The organism is Persicobacter diffluens (assembly GCF_036244895.1).
Taxonomy (GTDB): Bacteria; Bacteroidota; Bacteroidia; order Cytophagales; family Cyclobacteriaceae; genus Persicobacter; species Persicobacter diffluens.
Window position 1 is genome coordinate 464,347 of sequence record NZ_BQKE01000003.1, and the last position, 20,501, is coordinate 484,847.

Here is a 20,501-nt window from a genome sequence, read left to right on the forward strand (position 1 = left end):
TATTTTTTATCATCCGGCACATTTTCCTTTATGACATTTGTCATTTTTAAGACTAACAAACTTTTGAATGGCTGGATAAAGATTTTTTTTAAAGATTATATATGGTACCTAATACTGACGTCATGAATCAAACTGTGGTAGATCTACGCAACGATTTAGGCTTGCATATCGGGCAAGTGGCCAGATTGACCAATTATCTGTTAGACAATCAATTTCATCGTGCGGGTTATAATATTACGCGAGAGCAATGGAGTTTGATGAAATTGCTTTGGGAACAAGATGGTCAATCTCAACAAAAACTGGCCGATCGTTTGATGAAAAATCGGGCGAGTATCACCAGTTTGATTGATAATCTCCAAAAGCAAAACCTGGTGGTACGTGTTCCCAATCAGCAGGACAAACGTTCCAAGCTGGTCTACCTGACCCAGCAGGGAAGTGAACTGCAGGAGCCATTAGCGGATGTTTTTGAAGCTACTTCACAGTATTCTTTCCGTGATATTGATGAGAAGAAGTTGGAAACATGTATGGAGGTGCTTTTGAAAGTCATTAAAAATATCAAAGCGGGGCCTGGAGGAAGAAGGTACTAAAAAATATAGAATAGCGAGACCAAGCCTGAGAATCTTAATGTTTTCAGGCTTTTTTATGCCCAATTTTTAGATATTTGCACTTTATTTTGCCTTAACCCAATTGAAATTTATGTTGCCTCGTTTATTTTTATTGCTTCTTTTATTTTTAAATAGTATTGCCGGACAAGCTCAGCTATTGGATCAAGCCCCGGAATCGGGATTGAAATCACCCCGCGCCTGTATCAGTACGCACCTGTATTATTTACAGGATGAACATTTTTCTCGGGATTCTTCTGCCGTCGCTTTGGCACCTATTGAGGGAATGTCGTTGAAAAAAAGAGGGAAACGAGCGATTCAGTTGAAACAGATATATGACGGCTTAGGGGTTTATTTCTCCATTCGCAAAATTCCTGATCATCCGGAATATTTCGAGGACAGTACCACCAGAGACCATATTTATCATGTAAGTAAAGAGTACCCGCAGATTTACCTGGAGCGGATTAATGGGCAGTGGGTTTATTCAAAGGAAACCGTTTATGCTATTCCTGGTATTCACCAGCAGGTTTATCCTTATGGAATGGACCGTTTACTGAACCTTTTACAGGGTTTAGGGGATAATAAACTTTTCGGCCTCTATTATTGGCAGTGGATAGCGATAATTGCCTTGTTTCTGATCGGAGTTCTTTTTTATCGATTCATGATTTTTATAACGGATAGGGTGTTAGTCGTTTTGTTTCGAAAATTGAAATTATACAAAACCATTGATGCATTTATTCTCCCCATGGCCAGGCCTTTTTCCTGGTTTATGGTCATGACGATGTTGCGGATTATGTTGCCGATTTTACAGCTTCCGGCACGTTTCCAATCCCTGTTGATGATCGCTTTAAAAATAATGCAGCCGTTGTTTTTAGTGATTGTGATATATCGGATTGTTGACTTGTTAGGGGACTATTTTGCCCACCTGGCCTCCAAAACGGAATCTACCCTTGATGATCAATTGGTGCCCCTGATGCGCAGATTCATGAAGGTCATTGTGGTGATTGTCGGGATCTTATTTGTGTTGCAAAACCTGGATTATGACATCACTACCTTGTTGGCCGGTATTTCGATTGGAGGTCTGGCTTTCGCTTTAGCGGCTCAGGATACGATCAAGAATTTGTTTGGCTCCCTGATGATTTTTGTGGACCGCCCTTTTCAAATTGGGGATTGGGTGACGGGAAGTGGCTTTGATGGCACTGTGGAGGAGGTTGGTTTCCGCTCTACCAGAATTCGTACTTTTCATAATTCCGTAACCACCATTCCCAATGGTCAAATCGCCGATATGACCGTCGACAATATGGGAATGCGATCTTTCCGCCGCTATCGCACGATGATTTCCGTGACCTATGATACCTCAGCAGAGGCCATGGAAGTCTTTGTTGAAGGATTACGCAAAATAGTGCAGGTCCATCCGGATACCAGAAAGGATTATTATCATGTATATTTCAATGCTTATGGGGCGCATTCTCTTGATATTCTTTTTTATATATTCTTTAAAGTGCCAGATTGGGGAGAGGAATTAAGAGCAAGGCATGAAATAAATTTGGAAATTATTAAACTCGCCGAACATTTAGGTATCAGAATGGCTTTCCCAACCACCACCATTCATGTGGAGGATTTTCCGGGACAGCCTTCTTTGACCCCGGCTCCTGAAGCCAAAATTGCGCTGGAAGAAAGGATGTCCTCCTTCTTTAACCCAAAAAAGGGACATTGATGGAATGATGAGCTAAATCATTGATAAATAGTGGATTATTTCGCATATTTAAGTAAGGTTTTAAGCCTTGAGAACTTAATACTGCACCTAAATTCCATACCAATGCAAAAGGGAGTTGACAGCCCGGTAGTTTATTACAACGGAAAGAACTATGGGGATCGGGAGATGGTTCATCAGCTGGAAAAGGAAGCTGTGGGTCTGCGTCATATAGATATTTCCTTGTGTAAACCAGGGATGGATACTTTTAAAAATATTGCGGCAAGCTGGGGGAAGCAGCTGGTGGATTTGGTGAATGTGCAGTCTACTTTTTATCCAAATTTTAAAAAAAGATTGCAAGATAAGGAGGACTTAAAAGTTTCCACCATATTAAAAATTTTGCATCATCACCCATCATTAATCAAAACGCCGCTTTTTGTGGTAGAGGGGAGCTGCTATTGGTTAAGATCCGAAAAAGAAAGGGAAGCAATGGAGAAGCATAAAATGGCCAAGTCCGGTATTTTGTCGACCTCTTGAATTCCCGTGATGGCCAAATAAGGGCAGGTAGTTTTTCCTACCTGCCCTTATTTTTTGTATAAAATTAAATAAATGGTTTTGTAACCCACTTGTATGCCATTTACTAGCAGGTATTTTGGTATTGGTATATACATTCGACGAGTAATTTTATTTTTTATGGAAAAGGGAAGAAGATCTTTTATAAAAAAATCAGCCCTGGCGACAGGCCTGGTTTCAACTTTTGGATTTAAAACAATGGCCAAGGCGGCCAAACCAAAGGCCGGGAAAGGCAAAAAGCCTTTAGTTATCAGTACCTGGAATCATGGAATCGAGGCTAATGAGGCTGCCTGGGAAGTGCTTTCAAAGCAGGGTAGCGCATTGGACGCGGTTGAAATAGGGGTGAAAGTTCCCGAAGCGGATCCCACGGTAAGATCCGTAGGATATGGTGGTTTTCCTGACCGTGACGGCAATGTGACCCTGGATGCCTGTATTATGGATCACCGATCCGAATGTGGATCTGTCGCTTTTTTGCAAAATATTAAGCATCCGATTAGCGTGGCCAGAAAAGTGATGGAGGAAACACCACATGTGATGATTGTGGGGGAAGGTGCCTATCGTTTTGCCATAGATCAAGGCTTCCCGCATGAGGATTTATTGACGAAAGAATCAGAGTCAGATTGGAAGAAATGGATGGAGGAGAGTAAATACCATCCGGTGATCAACTTTGAAAACCATGATACCATCGGCATGTTGGCGCTGGATGAGGCGGGATATATTGCGGGTTCCTGTACCACTAGCGGTGCGGCCTGGAAAATGCACGGGCGCGTGGGTGATTCTCCCATTATTGGGGGTGGGCTTTTTATTGATGGGGAAGTTGGCGGGGCAGTGGCCACCGGATTAGGGGAGGCTGTAATTCGAACGGCAGCTGCAACGGTAGTGGTGGAGTTAATGCGACAGGGCTATAATCCACAAGCTGCGGCGGAGGAAGCCATTGATCGAATAATGAAAAAACATCAAAACCATCGCGATATGGAATATTTGCAGGTGGGTATTTTAGCCCTTGATATCAAGGGCAATTATGGGGCTTATGGGATTCGTTCCGGTTTTAATTATGCGGTGCAATCTCAGGAAAAAGCCAATGAGTTAATAGATGCCGGATTTCGCCTGAAATGGGATTAAGCCAAATTATTCACTGGTAGGATTATAGGAAATTCATCAGCAGCGCTTCATTAATGTATTATGGTGGTGTTTGCTATTTCTATTATTCCAAATTGGCTAAGCTTGCTTTCTCCTCATTCATCTGTTTCGTTTGAAAAAAATGAAATAGGAAAAATGCCTTCATTCTTCCCGCCTAGCCGCTAAGCAAGGATTTTAGCATGAATCATCCGGCTTAAGTTCCCCCAATCAGCTGATTTGATCATTTTATTATGGGGTCTACTCAAAAACCATCCTATACAAATTCCAAGCAGCGGTTTTACACAAAATCGCTGCTTTTTTTTAACGCCTTTGGCAGTAGGGAGTTATTGGAAGAAAAGGAAAAGCTATGCGTGCGCAAAAGTTTACAGAGGAGATCAGTAATGCTTATCAATTTGAAGGAGAAAGTTTCCCTTTGGGTTGTGGGATTTTGGACGGTAAGCCGATAGGGGAATGCCGGGTCAATATTCCCCTGGCGACACTAAATCGGCATGGATTGGTGGCCGGGGCCACGGGAACCGGGAAAACCAAGACCATACAGGTACTGGCCGAAGGACTATCGGATCATCAGGTGCCGGTATTGCTAATGGACTTAAAAGGGGATTTATCCGGCCTGGCCGCTTCTGGGAGTCGTCACCCCAAGATTGAGGAGCGGCAACAGCATATTGGAATTCCCTTCGTGCCGAAATCTTTCCCGGTGGAATTGATGAGCCTTTCTAATGATTATGGCATACCGCTTCGGGCCACCATTACGGAATTCGGTCCCATCCTCCTATCTAAAGTGTTAGATTTGAATGAGACGCAATCGGGGGTTTTGGCAGTTTTGTTTAAGTATTTGGATGATGAGGCGATTCCACTAGTGGATTTAAAGGACTTGAAAAAGGCGCTTCGTTTCATCATGGAGGACGGAAAGCAAGAATTTGAAAGCAGTTACGGCCGGGTATCTTCCGCCTCAGTGGGGGCGATTCAGCGTAAAATTATTGCATTAGAACAGCAGGGGGCAGAACAGTTTTTTGGAGAGCCTTCTTTTGAAATAGATGATTTGATGCGCTTGGATCAAAACCAAAAGGCTTTCATTTCGATCATGCGGTTAACCGATATTCAGGACAGGCCTGCCTTGTTTTCCTCTTTTATGTTAAGCCTTTTGGTGGAATTATATGAAAGTTTGCCGGAACAGGGTGATGCGGATCGACCCAAATTAGTCATTTTTATAGATGAGGCACATTTGCTATTTCGGGAAGCCTCCGATGCACTGGTGGATCAGCTCGAAATCATTGTTAAATTAATCCGATCTAAAGGGGTTGGGCTTTTCTTTTGTACCCAGGCACCTGATGATATTCCAAATCCAATATTGGGTCAATTGGGTTTAAGGGTGCAGCATGCACTTCGTGCGGTGACGGCCAAAGATCGCAAAGCGATTAAATTGGTCGCTGAAAATTTTCCCTTATCTGATTTTTATAAGACGGAGGAAGCTTTAACTTCTCTGGGAATTGGTGAGGCCTTATTCACCTGTCTGAATGAAAAGGGAATTCCCACCCCACTGGTGGCGACTTATTTGCTTGCTCCTCGTTCTCGAATGGGTGTTTTGTCCGATCCTGAATTAGCAAAACAACTTTCCCGGTCCGAATTGATGCCCAAATATCAAAAGGCCATTGATCGGGATAGTGCCTTTGAAATGTTAAATAGAAGAATGGTGGAGGAAGAGGATGTTCCAAAACCGAATTCCCCTAAAGCGCAACGGAACCCTGCCAGTGACTCTTTACTGGAAAGTTTATCTAAGAATACTTTTGTGCGTCAAATGGGCAGAACTGTGATCAGAGAACTTAGCCGGGGGCTTATGGGGGTATTGGGATTAAAAGGAAGAAGGTAGGCCTTTTTTTATGGTATTATAGGAAGGCCTTTTCCTGATATTAATGTATGTTTTCTCAATTATTTATTTTTTTAATGCTATACCTTTCCCTGTTTTTACGTCTACTTAAGTATAGCCTACCCCATGTACTTCCTTTAGCTTTGATAGAAGGATATTGCGAAATTTTTGTGTCAAAAAACGCAAATTTTATTTTAATGTTTTAGTTCATGAACCGATCATTCACCGGACCTTTTTTAAAATTACAGCGCTCTCAAAATGAGGAGGATTTATCATATAATTTTCAACAGGTGATTTCGGAGGTGTTACCTGAGCTGGAACTGTTGGCCTTTTATCTAGTAGATCACTCCAATGGAAGGCTGTGCCGTCATTTTTTTAAACAAAATGATTGGGTTAATGAATCCAACCTCAGGAGTACAGTGTTGTGGATGGTTTGGGAGAATAAAGAAATGGCTCCGGCGGAAGCCCTGAACCCAAGCATAATGCGTTTTCCCATTTATGCTGATGGGAAAATTGTGGGGGCGGTGTTTTTTAATTCCTCTGTGAAAATACCGAAGCCTTCCCTTTTATTATTGGAATCCCTAATTTTTCAGATTGGCAATTTGTATCAATTGCATTATCAGCAGTATAAATCAAAAGAAATTGAAAAACGAGTTATTCAATTATCTAAAATTAGTAATAATTCTCCTGACCCCTTAGTGATTGTGGACCAGTCCGGCATGATTGCTTATGCCAATCCGGCCAGTACGGATATGCTACATGGCTTAAAGATGTCGGAGGGTGGAAAGGTAATAGAAGCATGGCAATTGGTTTGTGAGGAAGTGCTTTCCGAAAAACGCACAGTACAATTACAGGTGGTCTCCAGAGAAAAAACGTATCAGCTTTCCTTTCACAATCATGAGCAGGAATACCTGCTGACAATTTATGGGAAAGATATAAGCGCTCTCAAAAATATGGAGTCTGATTTAAGAAATCAGAAAGCTTTTTTCGAAGATATTTTTAATGAAATTCCTACGGATTTGGTGGTGTTTAATGAGTTTCATGAATACCTTTTTGTTAACCCTAAGGCGATAAAAGATAAAAATATCCGTCAATGGATTATTGGAAAGAATGATTTTGATTATTGTCGAATGAAAGGAATTTCCTCTGATTTAGCTTTAACTCGTCAAGAATTATTTGAGGAAATAAAGGCTAGCGGTGAGATTCGGGAAATTACTGAAATTAAACGAAATGGACTGGAGGTCAAAGAGGCCATTTTACGTCGAATGCTGCCTGTTTTCAGTGCCAATGGTGATTTGAAGTATATGATTGGCTTTGGGATTGATATCACCGGACTGATACAGGCGGAGCAGGATAGTCAATTTGCTACCAAACAATTACGGCTGGTCCTTTCCGCTTCCAATGATGGTTTTTGGGATTGGGATTTGGAAAATGATACCATCTTTTTCAGTCAAAGAGCGCAGGAATTGATCGGTATTCCTTTTCCAAGGATGAAACCCTCCGCTTTAAAGTGGAGCACCTTTGTCTTAGACGAGCACAAAAGGAATTTTTTATCGATGATTGAAAGTTTGTCGAAGGGTGAACAGGAGAAAGGGGAAGGATTATTTCAATATCGATTGGAAAATGGCGCTCTGAGGTATGTATTGACCCGAATCATTGCCGTCAGGGATGAAAAGGCCAATAAAGTGGTTCGGATCGTTGGAGCAAATACGGATGTTACGCCTTTGAAAGAAAAGGAAGAAGAGCTTTCAAAAGCGAAAGAAGAGGCGGAATTGGCGAATCAGGCCCAGAGCCAGTTTCTGTCCACCATGAGTCATGAAATCCGGACGCCTTTAAATGCAGTGATTGGCTTTGTGAATATCCTGCTTCAGGAGCAGCCACAGCCCCATCAATTAGATTATCTGCACTCTCTGAATTTTGCAGCGAATAATTTATTATCTCTGGTGAATGATATACTGGATTTTAATAAAATTCAGGCCAATAAGATTGAGCTCGAGCAGATTGCCTTTGATTTCCCGGCCTTACTACAGGAAGTGTTGCAGGTCATGAAGTTTCGCGCGGAGGATAAGGGGATTTATTTAAAAGGGGTGATGGATGCCGCCTTACCGCAAAGGGTGATTAGTGATCCTACGCGTTTATCTCAGATTTTCAATAATCTCTTGGGTAACGCGATTAAATTTACGGACACTGGTGGCGTAATTTTTAAGGCCTCTCTCCTTAAAGATTTTAAAGATAAAGCACTGGTGCTGTTTGAATTTATCGATACCGGCATCGGGATCGAGCATGAGGCCATTCTTCGTGTTTTTGATTCTTTTAGCCAGGCAGATAATACCACCACCAGAAAATTTGGGGGGACAGGTCTGGGTTTGTCCATTACTCAGAAGCTGGTGGGCTTATTGGGTGGAGAAATTAAAATTAAAAGTCAGCCAGCAAGAGGCTCCAATTTTTATTTTGAATTAGAAATTCTGAAAGCGAAGCAAGGAGGTTGCCTTTCTTATAACATGGCTCATGATGATTTAAAGCAATTGCCGAAGGAGTTTCGGGTATTGTTAGTGGATGATAACCCCATGAATATCAAAGTGGCTAAACGATTATTGGAAAATGAAGGAGCGATGGTTACGGTGGCTAATAATGGTAGGCAGGCGGTTGATATTGCAGCCCTGGATGCCTTCGATATTATTTTCATGGACCTGAGTATGCCTGTAATGGATGGTTATGAAGCCACCCTGAGGATTCGGCAATTTGATGCCAAAACGCCCATAATTGCCCTTACTGCGGATGCCCTTTCAGATGTTAGAGATCGGGTGTTTAATATTGGGATGAATGACTTTATGACAAAACCTTTCAGTCCTAAAGTACTGAAAGAAAAGTTGAGTGGGCATCTAGTTTAAAATCCTTGTGCCAAATTATGCTTACTTTACGCGACTTATGCAGGCTTTACCCGGATTTTTCTTGCTTAAATCCTCGTTTAGCTGTAAGGCGGAAAAAATGAAGGAATTTTTCCTATTTCGAGTTTTTTCCAACGAAACAGGCGAATGAGGAGAAAGCAAGTCTTTCCAAAGTTGGGCTATTATAAATCAAAGAGAATAAATTGTAATGAGCTGAAATTAAATTTATTGCGCTCAGTTAATAAATATAGCGGTGAATAATTCGGCTTAAATCCTCCATTAGCGGCAAGGTGTGAAAAATGAAAGTGCAGTTCCCTATTTCGAGTTTTTCCCAACGAAGCAGATGAATGCCTAGAATGAAAGTACACCCAAATTTGAGCTATTGATAATTCGACAAAACTAATCCAAAAAACCCGAAATATAGCTATTTACAGCGACTCACTAAGTCTATCGGTGAATAATTCGGGCTAATTTGCAGGGAACGACGCGCATGTTTATAAGCCAAAATTCGCAGCGAAAATTTGATCTTGCAGGAGCAATAACTGATTATTTTGTGCGATTAGCATCGCTTTTGTTGAGAAACCTGGATTCGAATTTGCGGCCGGATGGCATGCTTTTAAATTCGCGCTAAACGCTCCCAAAATTGAGCGATTTATAATGTACAGCTATATGGAATAGGCTACATATGAGTGAAGATGTGGATTGTTTAAGTGGTAAGGCACTTTATTCGAATTAAGGTTTCGGCTTATCCGTTGAGGAAGATTTGGTGGTCGTTTTTTTTTCTGCCTTTATTTTTATCATCCAAGGACCTTCGCCCTGATTCTTATAATCTTCCAAAGTCTGATGAACTAACTGGTTCATCTTCTGCATTTGTAACAATTTCATCACTTGCTTTTCTTCCGTAGCGTCCACATGCTTTTTTTTCTTCTTATTGTTCATTGGTGCTTCTTTTGTTGTAATTAAACTACAAAAAATAACTCAAATAATCAAAGTGTTGCATTTTTGTTCCTTGTGCTAACGTCTAATTTAAATGTTTAAAAATTAGCGAGTTAAATGGATCTAGTCCTCGGAATTTCTTATTTTAAATAGAACCCTTTAAAAAATTCTGAGAAATATGATTTATGATTCAAGATCCAAAATTCTCTATGATGAAAATGGAGTTGAGTTAAGAAATTGCAAATGTGAAAAATGTGATTTTTGGGAGGAATTCCGAAATTGCGGGAAGGGGGTTTGCCCCAAATGCAAAAGGCAAATCCTGACGACAAAGGATTACAGTGAATCAGAATTGATGGAATTAGCCAAAAAAGACTTCTGTTTTAAATATGAAATGGATCAGGATAATATCGTCTTTATATTTTAAACCGATTGCCTTGAAAAGCTTACGCTTTCAATAAGCATGAATAATTCGGGTGTAATCAAAAAGTGCGATCTCCTGCCCTTCAACAAGTAAATAAAATGGGAGCCGTTTTGGCTCCCAATATTTCTTTGGTTGATCATTAACCCGATATATTCATCCTTAAATTTATGGACACAACCCAAGGTGGGCATTATCCATTCATTAAAGGTATTTTTCGTTGATATTTAACAGCCCAATTTTGGCTAAGTTTACCTTCTCCTCATACATTAGCATCATTTAGAAAAAATCAAAACAGGAAAAATTCCTTCCTCTATCCTGTATTGAAACTAAACGAGGATTGAATTATGTATTATTCGGGTCAATTTATAAGGAATTGATCAATTCAGTATTCATTCGAACGTAATCCTGATTCCCCGCTTTTTCAGCCAGTTCAATGGATTTTTCAGCAGCTTTCTTGGCTTCAGCATTTTTCCCTAATTTCGCTAAAATTTTTGCATTTAATGCATGGTACCAGTAGGCTTCTGGTCTAAGTGTAACGGCCTCCGCCATCCAGCTTGCAGCCTGATTCAGGTCTTTGTCGGATTCGTAGTAAAAACGAGATGCATTAAAATAATCATTGGCCTTGCTCTTAGGATCAAATGCCTTAGCAATGGAGGCTTCCACTTGTTCCTCTGTTTTAACTTTTATACTGGCAGTGGCCACGGTTTCAGCCCAGGCAAAGGTAAGGTCTGCACCGTCATTCTGAAAATTAGCAAACTCAATTGTGAATGATTCCGTGTGAGGCTGAGCGGATTTCACTGGGATGTCCACGCGGAACAAGTCCTCTTCCTGCTTGTATTTTTCTTTGCCATAACCCGTGCCCCAATGCTTCAGGTTTTTATGCACTACCAAAGTCCATTTATCTTTTTGGGGAATGGCATATAAAGCATATTCCCCCTTCGGTACGGCATTGCCGTTAATTTCAACATCTTTATCAAAGGAAATTTTTGTGGAGGCATTTGCGCCTAATCGCCATAGTTCGTTATAAGGCACTAGCTCGCCGAAAATGGCTCTATCTTTTGCGCTAGGGCGTGAATATTTGACAACTACTTTCGTCAAGCCGACCGTTTGATGTAACTCAGCCGCAGGAGAAGGCTGGGGAGTTTGAATTTGAGCTTGAGCTTGAGCATTCAGCGATAACAATACCAGGCTGAAGAAAAAAAGTAATTTTTTCATAAGTTAGGGTTGTTTGATTTGGTGAAAATTAATTCCAGCAATGAAGATCACATAAGTTTTGAATTGTTCCAACAAGAGTTGATTTAAATTTTAAAAGATGACCCTTTGCCGACAAATTCTATTTCGAATGGCCTTCGGTAGTGACCTGATTCCCTCACCTAACAACTTAAGAGCGTGTTGAAATGCCAAAATTCGCTTCCAATTATTCGAATTTGCAGCCGGATGGTGCGCTTTTAAACGATCTTTGAGCAGATTGTGTCTAATGAAAGTTTAATGTGGAAATATTCTGCTTCAGGAACCCCTATTTGGGGAAATTCGTAAAATTAGCATGTATCTAAACACAGAGATATATGCCATTTTGACGTGAAAATTGGCTCATTTTGATTTTGGAATGCTTATTGGGAGAATTATTTAAATTTTTCTCGCTAAGAATTCTGACACTTTTGTATTATTGTCAAATGTAATGTTGTAGCAACAAATTAAATATTTATATAATGGAAAATTCAAATTGGAATATTCATCACCAAAGAGGTGGTGGTTCCTTTTCCCAATCAAGGGTAGTCGATGCTACCAAGGCTTTTATGCAGAAGGTTTACCTTTGGATGTCTATGGGATTGGTGTTGACAGCAGTGCTGGCCTACTTTGTGGCTGGCTCCGATGCTATGCATACGCTTCTCTATTCTAATTCCATGACCATTTGGATTTTATTATTGGCTGAACTTGGTCTGGTTTTCGCAATTTCAGGTGCTATTAATAAAATGTCCTCCACAACGGCCAAAGGGTTATTTTTGCTGTATGCTGCACTGAATGGTATTACCCTGAGTAGTATCTTTTTGGTTTATGAGCTGCCTTCCATTGCGTCTACCTTTTTCGTTACCGCTGGTACTTTCGGACTAATGAGTGTTTATGGTTACGTTACAAAGAAAGACCTTTCCAGCTGGGGTAGCATTTTAATGATGGGGCTTATCGGGATCATTTTGGCCTCTGTGGTGAATATTTTTATTGGCAGCAGTATGATGGGGTTGATTATCTCGGCTGTTGGGGTATTGATTTTCACTGGCCTGGTAGCCTATGATACGCAAAAGTTGAAGATGATTGCCGGCGATGCGATGCGAATGGGCGAGGAGCAAGTTGGAAAGGTAGCCATTTTGGGTGCTTTGTCTTTATATCTTGACTTTATTAATCTTTTCTTGATGTTATTAAGATTTTTAGGAAATAGAGATTAATGCTCCTAAAAATGGAGTGTTCAAACCTGTCCTGTCAATGGGACAGGTTTTTTTTTGTTAAAAGCGAATCAAAAGGGGAGGCCTTCCTGTATTATCAAGGAAGGCTTATGATTGAAGTACAATTATGTAGAGCCTAGCGCATGTTTAAAAGCACATCATCCGGCTGCGAAATCGAATTATTGGAAACGATTTTGGCTTTAAACACGCTCTAAATACAAGACCTACGCATCACTTGAAGCAAATACTGATAATTTTTGGAATTTTTTGCTGGCTGCCATTTCCTTTAGCTGCTCAAAAAGGCGTGGAAATTTATGGCAGAATTCAAGAGTCTGAATCCGATGAAGTGGTACCTTTTGCCTCTGTTTTTTTTCTGGGAAATCCCCTGCTGGGGACAGAATCCGGGGTAAATGGGGAATTTAGCTTTGAAGTGCCGCTCACCGCTCTACCGGATACCCTCTCGGTTAGTTTTGTTGGCTACAAATCAGTGAAAATTCCTTTAGGGGCAAATCACAATGATTTCATTTTGGTACGTTTAGATTTTGAGCAGCAGCAGTTGGAAGAGCTTGTCTTTGAAGCGGAGGAGAATCCGGCCTTTGATATTATTCGACAATGTCGAGCGCGATCGGCTCAAAATCACCAGCGTTTTCAGGATGGCTGGGAGGCCAATCGTTATGTGCAGACATTGCTCTATATGAAGGATTTGGACGATTGGCCCGTGTATCAGTCCATGAGTAAGGAGGCTAAAAGGATATTGGAGAAGTATTACGAAGCTCCCAAAAGTAGCGCTAAAGGACAGATTCCCATACCGGTATTTGCCGGAGAAGGGCAGACAATTCGAAAGGGAATGGGGAGTGGCAATATTTTGGAGGAGAATGTAGCTTATCGAAGAAATGGTTTGGGCTTTGATGCGGAAAGTATCTTCGGGTCCGTTTTGGGAGATCAACGCTATCGGATTGATAATCTGTTTCAAAATTCGATTATTGTGCTGGATAAAGCCATTAGTTCCCCCTTATCCGATTTTTGGCGGCTGCATTATGATATGTGGCTGGTTGATTCCACAGCGGTGGTGGCGGAGGAATTAAGCTATAAAATCCTGTTTGAACCCAAGGTGAAAAGTGGGATTTTCTTCGAAGGGTATTTATGGATCAATCAACAGAATTATGCCTTAATGAAGGTGGAGATGAAACTACCTAATACCTCCGGCATCAACTTTTTAGAGGGTTTTTTCTTTAGTCAAACCTTTCAAAAAAATGAATTAGGGTACTATCAAAGCAGTACCACCAATTATCAGGAACGTATTGCGGGTATTCCCATGGTGCCTAAAATTATGATGAACTTTTCCATACAGGATCAGGAGGCCATGCACCATTTGCCAAAAAATCTCGATAGCATTGAAGTGATGGAGGTGGGGGAGAATATCGTGTTGGATACCACCTCAGAGTTGATCACCCAAAAGTTTAATCACCATTTTCAGGCTATTGAGGAATTGGAAAGAGGATCTCGTATAGGGCTGGTGGCCAAATCAGTGAATGCTTTCTCCTCCGGATTTTTTGACGGGCCAAAATATGATGTCGGCCATTTTTTAGGATTTGGTTTATATAATAATTTGGAGGGGCTTCGTTTAGGGGTTGGCGGCAGATCAATGATGGGAACCGAGCAATGGTATTTTCGGGCCTATGGTGCTTATGGATTTAGAGACCAGCGATTCAAAACGCTTTTAGACACTAAGTATATCTTCCATAAGGAACACTATCATATTTTAGGCCTTCAATATGTGAATGACCTGATGCCACTGGCGACGACTTCCTTCGCTCGCGATCCCGATGAATTTACCTTGCGCTTTTTGCAGTGGGGAGATTTGGCAAGGAGAAACCCTTTCTATTATGAAAAATTTGATCTTAATTATTCCTATCGCTTTAGTCGAGACTGGATTCTTTTCGCCAACCTTCGACATTATAATTATGAGCAGGCGGATATTTCCAACGAAATGTCCAGCGAGCATACGCTGGATCCAATGTTTAGTAATGAACTTGCGCTGGGGCTTCGGTGGACTTATGATGATAAAAGTGTGACCAATAAAAATTTTCGGCTTTTCCGGAGTGGTGCTCAGCGATTTCCGGTCTTGCGTTTAGATTATGCTCATGGAAGGGCGAACTACCAGTCTACGATATTGCCTTATCATCGATTGATTCTGGACATTCGAAATACCAATTCTCCCCTGCTCTTGCTGGGTGAAACTTCTTACCGCCTTCAGTTTGGGAAAGTTTTCAATGCATTGCCATATCCATTTTTACAGGTGCATCAGGGAAATGGAGGATTATTGCATTTGGCCGGCACCAATCAAATGATGAATGCCTTTGAGTTTGTGAGTGATTATTGGGGAAGCCTGACGCTGAGGCACTTCTTTAATGGCACCATTATGGGAAGGGTGCCTGGGCTTCGGTGGTTAAATGAAAAAACAAAGGCCCGACTGATTGTGGAGGCGAATATCGTATGGGGAGGCTTATCAGAAGAGAGCAGACAATTTAATCAGGATTATATCCTGGGTTCAGATGCTGCCGAGGGGACAGATGCACTTTTCAATACGCTCGACCCGAATATTCCCTACCTGAGTTTCGGTTATGGACTGGAAAATATCTTTCGTATTTTCTTTGTTGAATATTGGCACCGGTTGAACTATTTGGATCAACCCTATGATGTGCAAAGAAATGGTTTTAAAATTGGTTTTGCGATCAAGTTTTAAGCCGGTTTATTCACCGCTAAATTTAGTGGGTAATCACAAAGACCCTTTTGCCAGAGAGTTTCAGTTTGTTATGCTGAATTTTTAATAGCCCAAATTTGGGCTTCGCTTGCTTTCTTCTCATTCATCTGCTTCGATGAAAAAAAGTGAAATAGGAAATATTCCTTTATTTTTCCCGGCTTGCAGCTTAACGTGGATTTAACCCAAATTATTCACCGCTAAATTAAGTAAATCACCTTAACTGATTTATTATCAACTCAATAGATTCGTTTTTGCAGATTTTTTAATAGCCCAAATTTGGGCAAGCTTGCTTTCTCCTCATTCATCTGCTTCGTTGGAAAAAACTCGAAATAGGAGACTATTCCTTCATTTTTCCCGCCTTGCAGCTAATAGAGGATTGAAGCATGAATAATCCGGGTTAAGCATGCATCATTTGGGTTAATAATGAACAGCTGATCATTTACAAATTTACGTATTCAATTCCTTCTTTTTCCCTTGCTATCCCCCTATTATCAAAAATGATAAAACTATCTGATGCATGATTTGTGCTCAGCAGCATGATTTTGTTTCTTTGCAGCTTTTTAAAAGGCGCATATGAAAAACAATTACCTTCAGCTAATTAAAAGCCATCCGGCCACCCTTACCTTTGGTGCCAATCACTATTTCTTCTCCTCCATCGGGCAAAGCTTTTTTCTAAGCTTGTTTATTCCTTTTTTTATGGAGCGAGTAGGAATCAGTCATGATGGTTTTTCCTATTATTATGCGCTGGCTTCTTTTTTTGGAGGATTAATGCTTTCTTTTATTGGGCCAATAGTGGATCAGGTCGATGTGCGGAAATACGGATACTTTAATGGGCTATTGTGCGCGCTATGCTGTATCTGGATGGCTCACATCCACCAACCCTGGATGCTATTGATCGGCTTGGCAGGTTTGCGTTTAAGTGGTCAGGGCATGATGCCCCTGGCAGGTGCAGCCGCCATGGGCAAGTATTTTCATCATAATCGGGGAAAGGCACTTGCTGTAGCTGCCTTGGGGATGTCGGTAGGGGAGATACTGGCGCCTATATTTTTGGTCGCTTTATTACAATATTTACCCTGGAAAACGCTTTGGTATTGGCTGGCTATTTTTGAAGGCATTATTTTTCCGCTATCCTCCTTTCTTTTAGTGGGTAAGGAACCTGCTTTTGCAAAAACTGCCCTGAAAAAAGGGGAAGAAAAGTCCCGGCAATTTGTAAAAACGCTTTTGACTTCCGGCTCTTTTTGGATCTGGGGATTGCTCTTTGTTTTTACCCCATTTTTAGCGGCCGGGGTAATGATCCATCACCATGCTTTGCTGAATATCAAAGGATGGACCGTGACGCATTATGCGCTGGGCTTTACCGGCTTTGGTGTAGCTAGAATCGTGATTTCTTTAATGGCCGGGCCAATGGTAGACCGGTTTTCGGCAGGTAAAATAAGCCCTTTTCTTTTGCTGCCGCTAAGTTTGGGAATGATATTGTTGCATTGGTTTGAGGGGGAATGGGTACTATTTCTTTTCTTGTTGATTTTGGGAGGTACTTTGAGTTTTGGTAGTATTTGTGGAACGGCATATTGGGCTGAAATTTATGGCCCGGAGAAGATGGGGACGGCCAAAAGCATGGTGTCTACTTTAATGGTTTTTGCCTGTGCTGCCGCACCTGTGATCTTTGTGCCCCTTTTTAAAGCGTCCTTTTTCCCTTGGACTTTTCCGTTTTTATTAATGCTGGCCGTAGTTCTTTCTTTTGCAGCTTCAAAGACGAGGCCGGTTTCTACGGAAGAACCTGAGGTTTTGGCCCCCAAGGAGGAGGTCTAATTCAATTTTAGTATTATTCGGGGAAGGGCCAGGTCGCTTTAAGAATGATGGAAAGCTTGCCTTATTCCGTTCTTTAAGTAGGAGGGAGGGCCAATATTTACTGGAATCGGGAAGCCCACCATATTTTTGGGAATTTAGTCCGGGTTAAAGAAATTTGAAAGAACTCATCAAAGAAGTGGCTACATATATCATGCTGTGTGAAATGAGCATGATTGAAGGGGAAGTTTGAGCAATCCTTCTTTAGGAAGGATGGAAAAGTAAAAGTGCCCAGTTTAAAAAGATAAACCAGGCACTTCCCAACATTAACCTATATGTATGATTAAGTTGATTTCAATCATTTTGTTGGCTTAAAATTTCTAATTTCCGCCAAACATTGAAAATCCTTTATAAACTCTACTTTGATCCACAGGAACTAAATTCCCCTGATACTTTAACTCTCTGGACCAGTTTCCTCGGATGGTGGCAGTAGCTTGCCCTCCGGGCATGACTGACATGGAGACATCATAATTTCCGCCGGAACCAAATAATGAAAACCGCACGGAATATCCTCCGTTTTTGTTTTCCTTGAATGTATAATTATTAACCTTACCATCCAGGGTTACTCCGCCTATACCATTAAGGCCAACAGCCACATTGTTAAATGATAATTGCATTACTCCTTTTCCATTCGCGATAGAAATAAAGTTTACATTGCTATTAACATTCACTGAAGCACCATATTTATCAAACAACATATTGGCTTCTAAAACAAAGGCACTGCCTTCCACCATTTTCTTGGTCACCAGGGCCATTTGTTGCTCATATAATTCTTCGGCTTCTCTTTTTTGCTGCTTAGCCAGTTTCCGTTGTTCCTTTTTGGTCAGCTGGCTGTTATCTTGTTGCTCTTGGGCCAAGACGGGTGTCCATAGCATCGTCATGGCCAATAAGATGAATATACTTAGATTTTTCATACTGTTTATAATTGAGCGTTTGATACCATTAACTACTATTCTGATGGGGATTAGTTGCAAATGTAAGACAATCTTATTCCACTCTAAATAGGGCTGTTTAAATATAATTTTAGGTCTTTTATATCTCTATTAGTGCAGTAGGATTCTGAAAACCCTATTAAGTCTGGTCATTTTTCTGCTTGTTGAGTTAATCAATCTCTAATGATAGCGGTTATATCGTACTATATGATCAAAATAGGAATGGGTATTTTTTGCGAATTTCAAATCATATACAGGATTTGCAAACGTCCATTATTCCCTCTTTATGGAAAGGTGAAGATCAGGATAGGGAACGTTGTGCTTGTTTATTTCAGACCTCCTTTATTCAGGGACCTCCAAAAGGGTTTGGCCCCTTTACTTTCGGGGATGTGACCTGTTTTTCTCGTTAAGCAAAAATGTTTTTGAAATGAACATTTTATATGTAAGAAAAGTAGCGCTGTTAGAAGGAAAAATCTTCCTTTAATAAGTTTGAACATATTGATGACAAACAATTATTGCGGAAAATCCCTTAAATGGGAAAGGAAACTGATATGAATAAAATTACACACATTTTAGTACTCATGTGCGGTTTGTCATTATTTTCTTGTAATAATGATATCGATACCCCTAAGGAGTTTAATGCCGATGAGGAGTTATTACAATTATTGGAGGAAAAAGGACAGGGAAAGGGACTGGCATTTTTTCAACTCCCCGAAAGCACAGATTTTAGTAGTATTCCACAAGATCCGGATAACCCCTTAAGTGCTCAAAAGGTAGCCTTGGGAAAATTGTTGTTTCATGAAACCGCCATCGCCACCAAGCCTAAATTTGTGGACAATAAAGGAGGCTATTCTTGTGCTTCCTGCCATCATGCTGATGCCGGTTTTCAGGCAGGACTTATGCAGGGCATTGGAGAAGGGGGCGAAGGATTCGGCGTTTCCGGTGAGGGACGTGCTGCAATGCCCCATATTCCGGAAGATTCTCTGGATGTACAACCGGTAAAATCGCCTTCGATATTGAATGGTGCCTATCAGGAGAACCTATTATGGAATGGGCAGTTTGGGGCCGGAGGTTTAAATAAAGGGACGGAAGCTCAATGGACGGAAGGTACTCCCAAGGCAGTAAATCATTTGGGTTTTCAAGGTCTAGAGACACAGGCTATTGCGGGAATGACGGTGCATCGTTTGGCCATTGACCAATGGGTACAGGAGGATGCTGCCTATGGGCCGGAGTTTGATCAAATTTATCAACATTTACCCAAAGAGGAGCGCTGTAATATTGAAACCGCCGGTTTGGCAATAGCAGCCTTTGAACGGACGGTATTGTCTAATCAGGCACCCTTTCAAAATTATTTAAAAGGGCAGGGCAATGCCATGACCGTGGAGCAAAAGCAAGGCGCCATTGTTTTTTTCGGAAAAGGAGCATGCAGTAATTGCCATACCGGGCCAGCTTTAAATTCGATGAGTTTTCATGCTTTGGGCATGCCGGATATGCCTGAAAATGGACGCGCGGGTATAGTTCCTGAAGATGTCCAATTGGGAAGAGGTGGCTTTACCCAAAACCCGGAAGATAATTATAAGTTTAAAACTCCTCAGTTATATAATTTGAAAGACTCCCCTTTCTATGGACATGGAGGTAGTTTTCATTCTGTGGAAGAAGTTGTCCGCTATAAAAACCAGGCCACTCCGGCAAAATCTGAAGTTACTGGGCAGTGGTTGGCAGAGGATTTTAAGCCCCTGAATTTGACCGAGGCAGAAATAAAGAATTTGGTAGACTTCATCGAAAATGCCTTATATGATCCGAATTTGAGTCGGTATGTGCCGGAGGTATTGCCTTCTAATCAATGCTTTCCCAACAATGATCCCATGTCTAAACAGGATTTGAATTGTGATGGGGTTTAGTATAAATTAACCCCAATTATTTCTATTTCAATCTTCATTTTATTGCAGGGCGGGAAAATGAAGGAATTTTCCCCTATTTCGTTTTTTCCAAGGTTGCAGAGGAATAAGTAGAGAGCAAATTCGGACAAATTTTAGAAAAGAAAACAGGAGAATTTGTCCAAATATTTAGTAAAGAGATTTTTAAGGCGGGGCTACGCTTTTGACTTTGGATCAGTCAAGCAAAGTTAATGTGCAAAAAGTTGTACCTCCCTTTACAGTGCTTACACGGCTTTTTCATAAAAGTATAAATTATAGGAATGATCTAGTTCCCAATGAGGGTTGATTTGAGCGTTTGTTTATGAGTTAGATCACTATCTTTTACAGTATTGATTTTATAGTATAAAATCTTCCACATCAACAGTCCGGCCTTGATCAATGGGCGGATAGACAAAGGTTCTGCTGGCGACAAGAAGGCATTACAGCGACATTTTAACAGTATTTCACCAGTTACCTGCCTTTTCCAAA

General features: G+C 41.0%; 13 protein-coding genes. 10 read left to right on the forward strand and 3 right to left on the reverse strand.

The annotated features are described in order from the left end of the window. Nucleotides 1-122 precede the first annotated feature (122 nt). The 6 genes from AAA970_RS21240 to AAA970_RS21265 all read left to right on the forward strand — a co-directional run bounded on the left by AAA970_RS21240 (nucleotide 123) and on the right by AAA970_RS21265 (nucleotide 8,763). A complete protein-coding gene (locus tag AAA970_RS21240; protein ID WP_060688995.1) occupies nucleotides 123-587 on the forward strand; it encodes a MarR family transcriptional regulator in 465 nt (154 codons plus the stop codon). 109 nt (nucleotides 588-696) lie between these two features. After that, on the forward strand, nucleotides 697-2,319 hold the full coding sequence (locus AAA970_RS21245; protein WP_338238893.1) for a mechanosensitive ion channel family protein: 1,623 nt from the start codon (nucleotides 697-699) through the stop codon (nucleotides 2,317-2,319). Between the two features lie 102 nt (nucleotides 2,320-2,421). Next, nucleotides 2,422-2,832: a hypothetical protein gene (locus AAA970_RS21250; RefSeq protein WP_060688997.1), complete on the forward strand. Its 411-nt coding sequence runs from the start codon at nucleotides 2,422-2,424 to the stop codon at nucleotides 2,830-2,832. A gap of 156 nt (nucleotides 2,833-2,988) precedes the next feature. Beyond that, the gene (locus AAA970_RS21255) at nucleotides 2,989-3,990 is read left to right on the forward strand and encodes an isoaspartyl peptidase/L-asparaginase family protein (RefSeq protein ID WP_338238894.1); all 1,002 of its coding nucleotides are present in this window, start codon (nucleotides 2,989-2,991) and stop codon (nucleotides 3,988-3,990) included. A gap of 364 nt (nucleotides 3,991-4,354) precedes the next feature. Beyond that, a complete protein-coding gene (locus AAA970_RS21260; RefSeq protein ID WP_338238895.1) occupies nucleotides 4,355-5,875 on the forward strand; it encodes a helicase HerA-like domain-containing protein in 1,521 nt (506 codons plus the stop codon). A 206-nt stretch (nucleotides 5,876-6,081) separates the two neighbouring features. Next, entirely contained in the window at nucleotides 6,082-8,763 is a 2,682-nt protein-coding gene (locus AAA970_RS21265; RefSeq protein WP_338238896.1) for a response regulator, read from the forward strand. A gap of 729 nt (nucleotides 8,764-9,492) precedes the next feature. Here the strand turns inward: AAA970_RS21265 and AAA970_RS21270 are convergent. Both AAA970_RS21270 and AAA970_RS21275 read right to left on the reverse strand, forming a co-directional pair. After that, the gene (locus tag AAA970_RS21270; protein WP_338238897.1) at nucleotides 9,493-9,699 is read right to left on the reverse strand and encodes a hypothetical protein; all 207 of its coding nucleotides are present in this window, start codon (nucleotides 9,697-9,699) and stop codon (nucleotides 9,493-9,495) included. A gap of 781 nt (nucleotides 9,700-10,480) precedes the next feature. Further along, on the reverse strand, nucleotides 10,481-11,332 hold the full coding sequence (locus tag AAA970_RS21275; RefSeq protein WP_338238898.1) for a DUF2911 domain-containing protein: 852 nt from the start codon (nucleotides 11,330-11,332) through the stop codon (nucleotides 10,481-10,483). A gap of 494 nt (nucleotides 11,333-11,826) precedes the next feature. On the opposite strand from AAA970_RS21275, the gene AAA970_RS21280 reads away from it, so the two are divergent. The 3 genes from AAA970_RS21280 (at nucleotide 11,827) to AAA970_RS21290 (ending at nucleotide 17,128) form a co-directional block, all read left to right on the forward strand. Continuing rightward, complete coding sequence (locus tag AAA970_RS21280) at nucleotides 11,827-12,558, forward strand: Bax inhibitor-1/YccA family protein (RefSeq protein ID WP_420916739.1); 732 nt, start codon at nucleotides 11,827-11,829, stop codon at nucleotides 12,556-12,558. 301 nt (nucleotides 12,559-12,859) lie between these two features. Further along, entirely contained in the window at nucleotides 12,860-15,301 is a 2,442-nt protein-coding gene (locus AAA970_RS21285; RefSeq protein WP_338238899.1) for a DUF5686 family protein, read from the forward strand. Between the two features lie 591 nt (nucleotides 15,302-15,892). Beyond that, nucleotides 15,893-17,128 carry an MFS transporter gene (locus tag AAA970_RS21290; protein ID WP_338238900.1) on the forward strand — a complete coding sequence of 412 codons (1,236 nt, stop codon included), beginning with the start codon at nucleotides 15,893-15,895 and terminating at the stop codon, nucleotides 17,126-17,128. Nucleotides 17,129-17,484: 356 nt separating this feature from the next. Here the strand turns inward: AAA970_RS21290 and AAA970_RS21295 are convergent, their stop codons facing one another. Further along, complete coding sequence (locus AAA970_RS21295; RefSeq protein ID WP_338238902.1) at nucleotides 17,485-18,078, reverse strand: DUF4251 domain-containing protein; 594 nt, start codon at nucleotides 18,076-18,078, stop codon at nucleotides 17,485-17,487. 569 nt (nucleotides 18,079-18,647) lie between these two features. Here AAA970_RS21295 and AAA970_RS21300 point away from each other — a divergent pair. Further along, nucleotides 18,648-19,997, forward strand: coding sequence for a cytochrome-c peroxidase (locus AAA970_RS21300; RefSeq protein WP_338238903.1), 1,350 nt, complete (start codon nucleotides 18,648-18,650; stop codon nucleotides 19,995-19,997). Nucleotides 19,998-20,501: the final 504 nt, after the last annotated feature.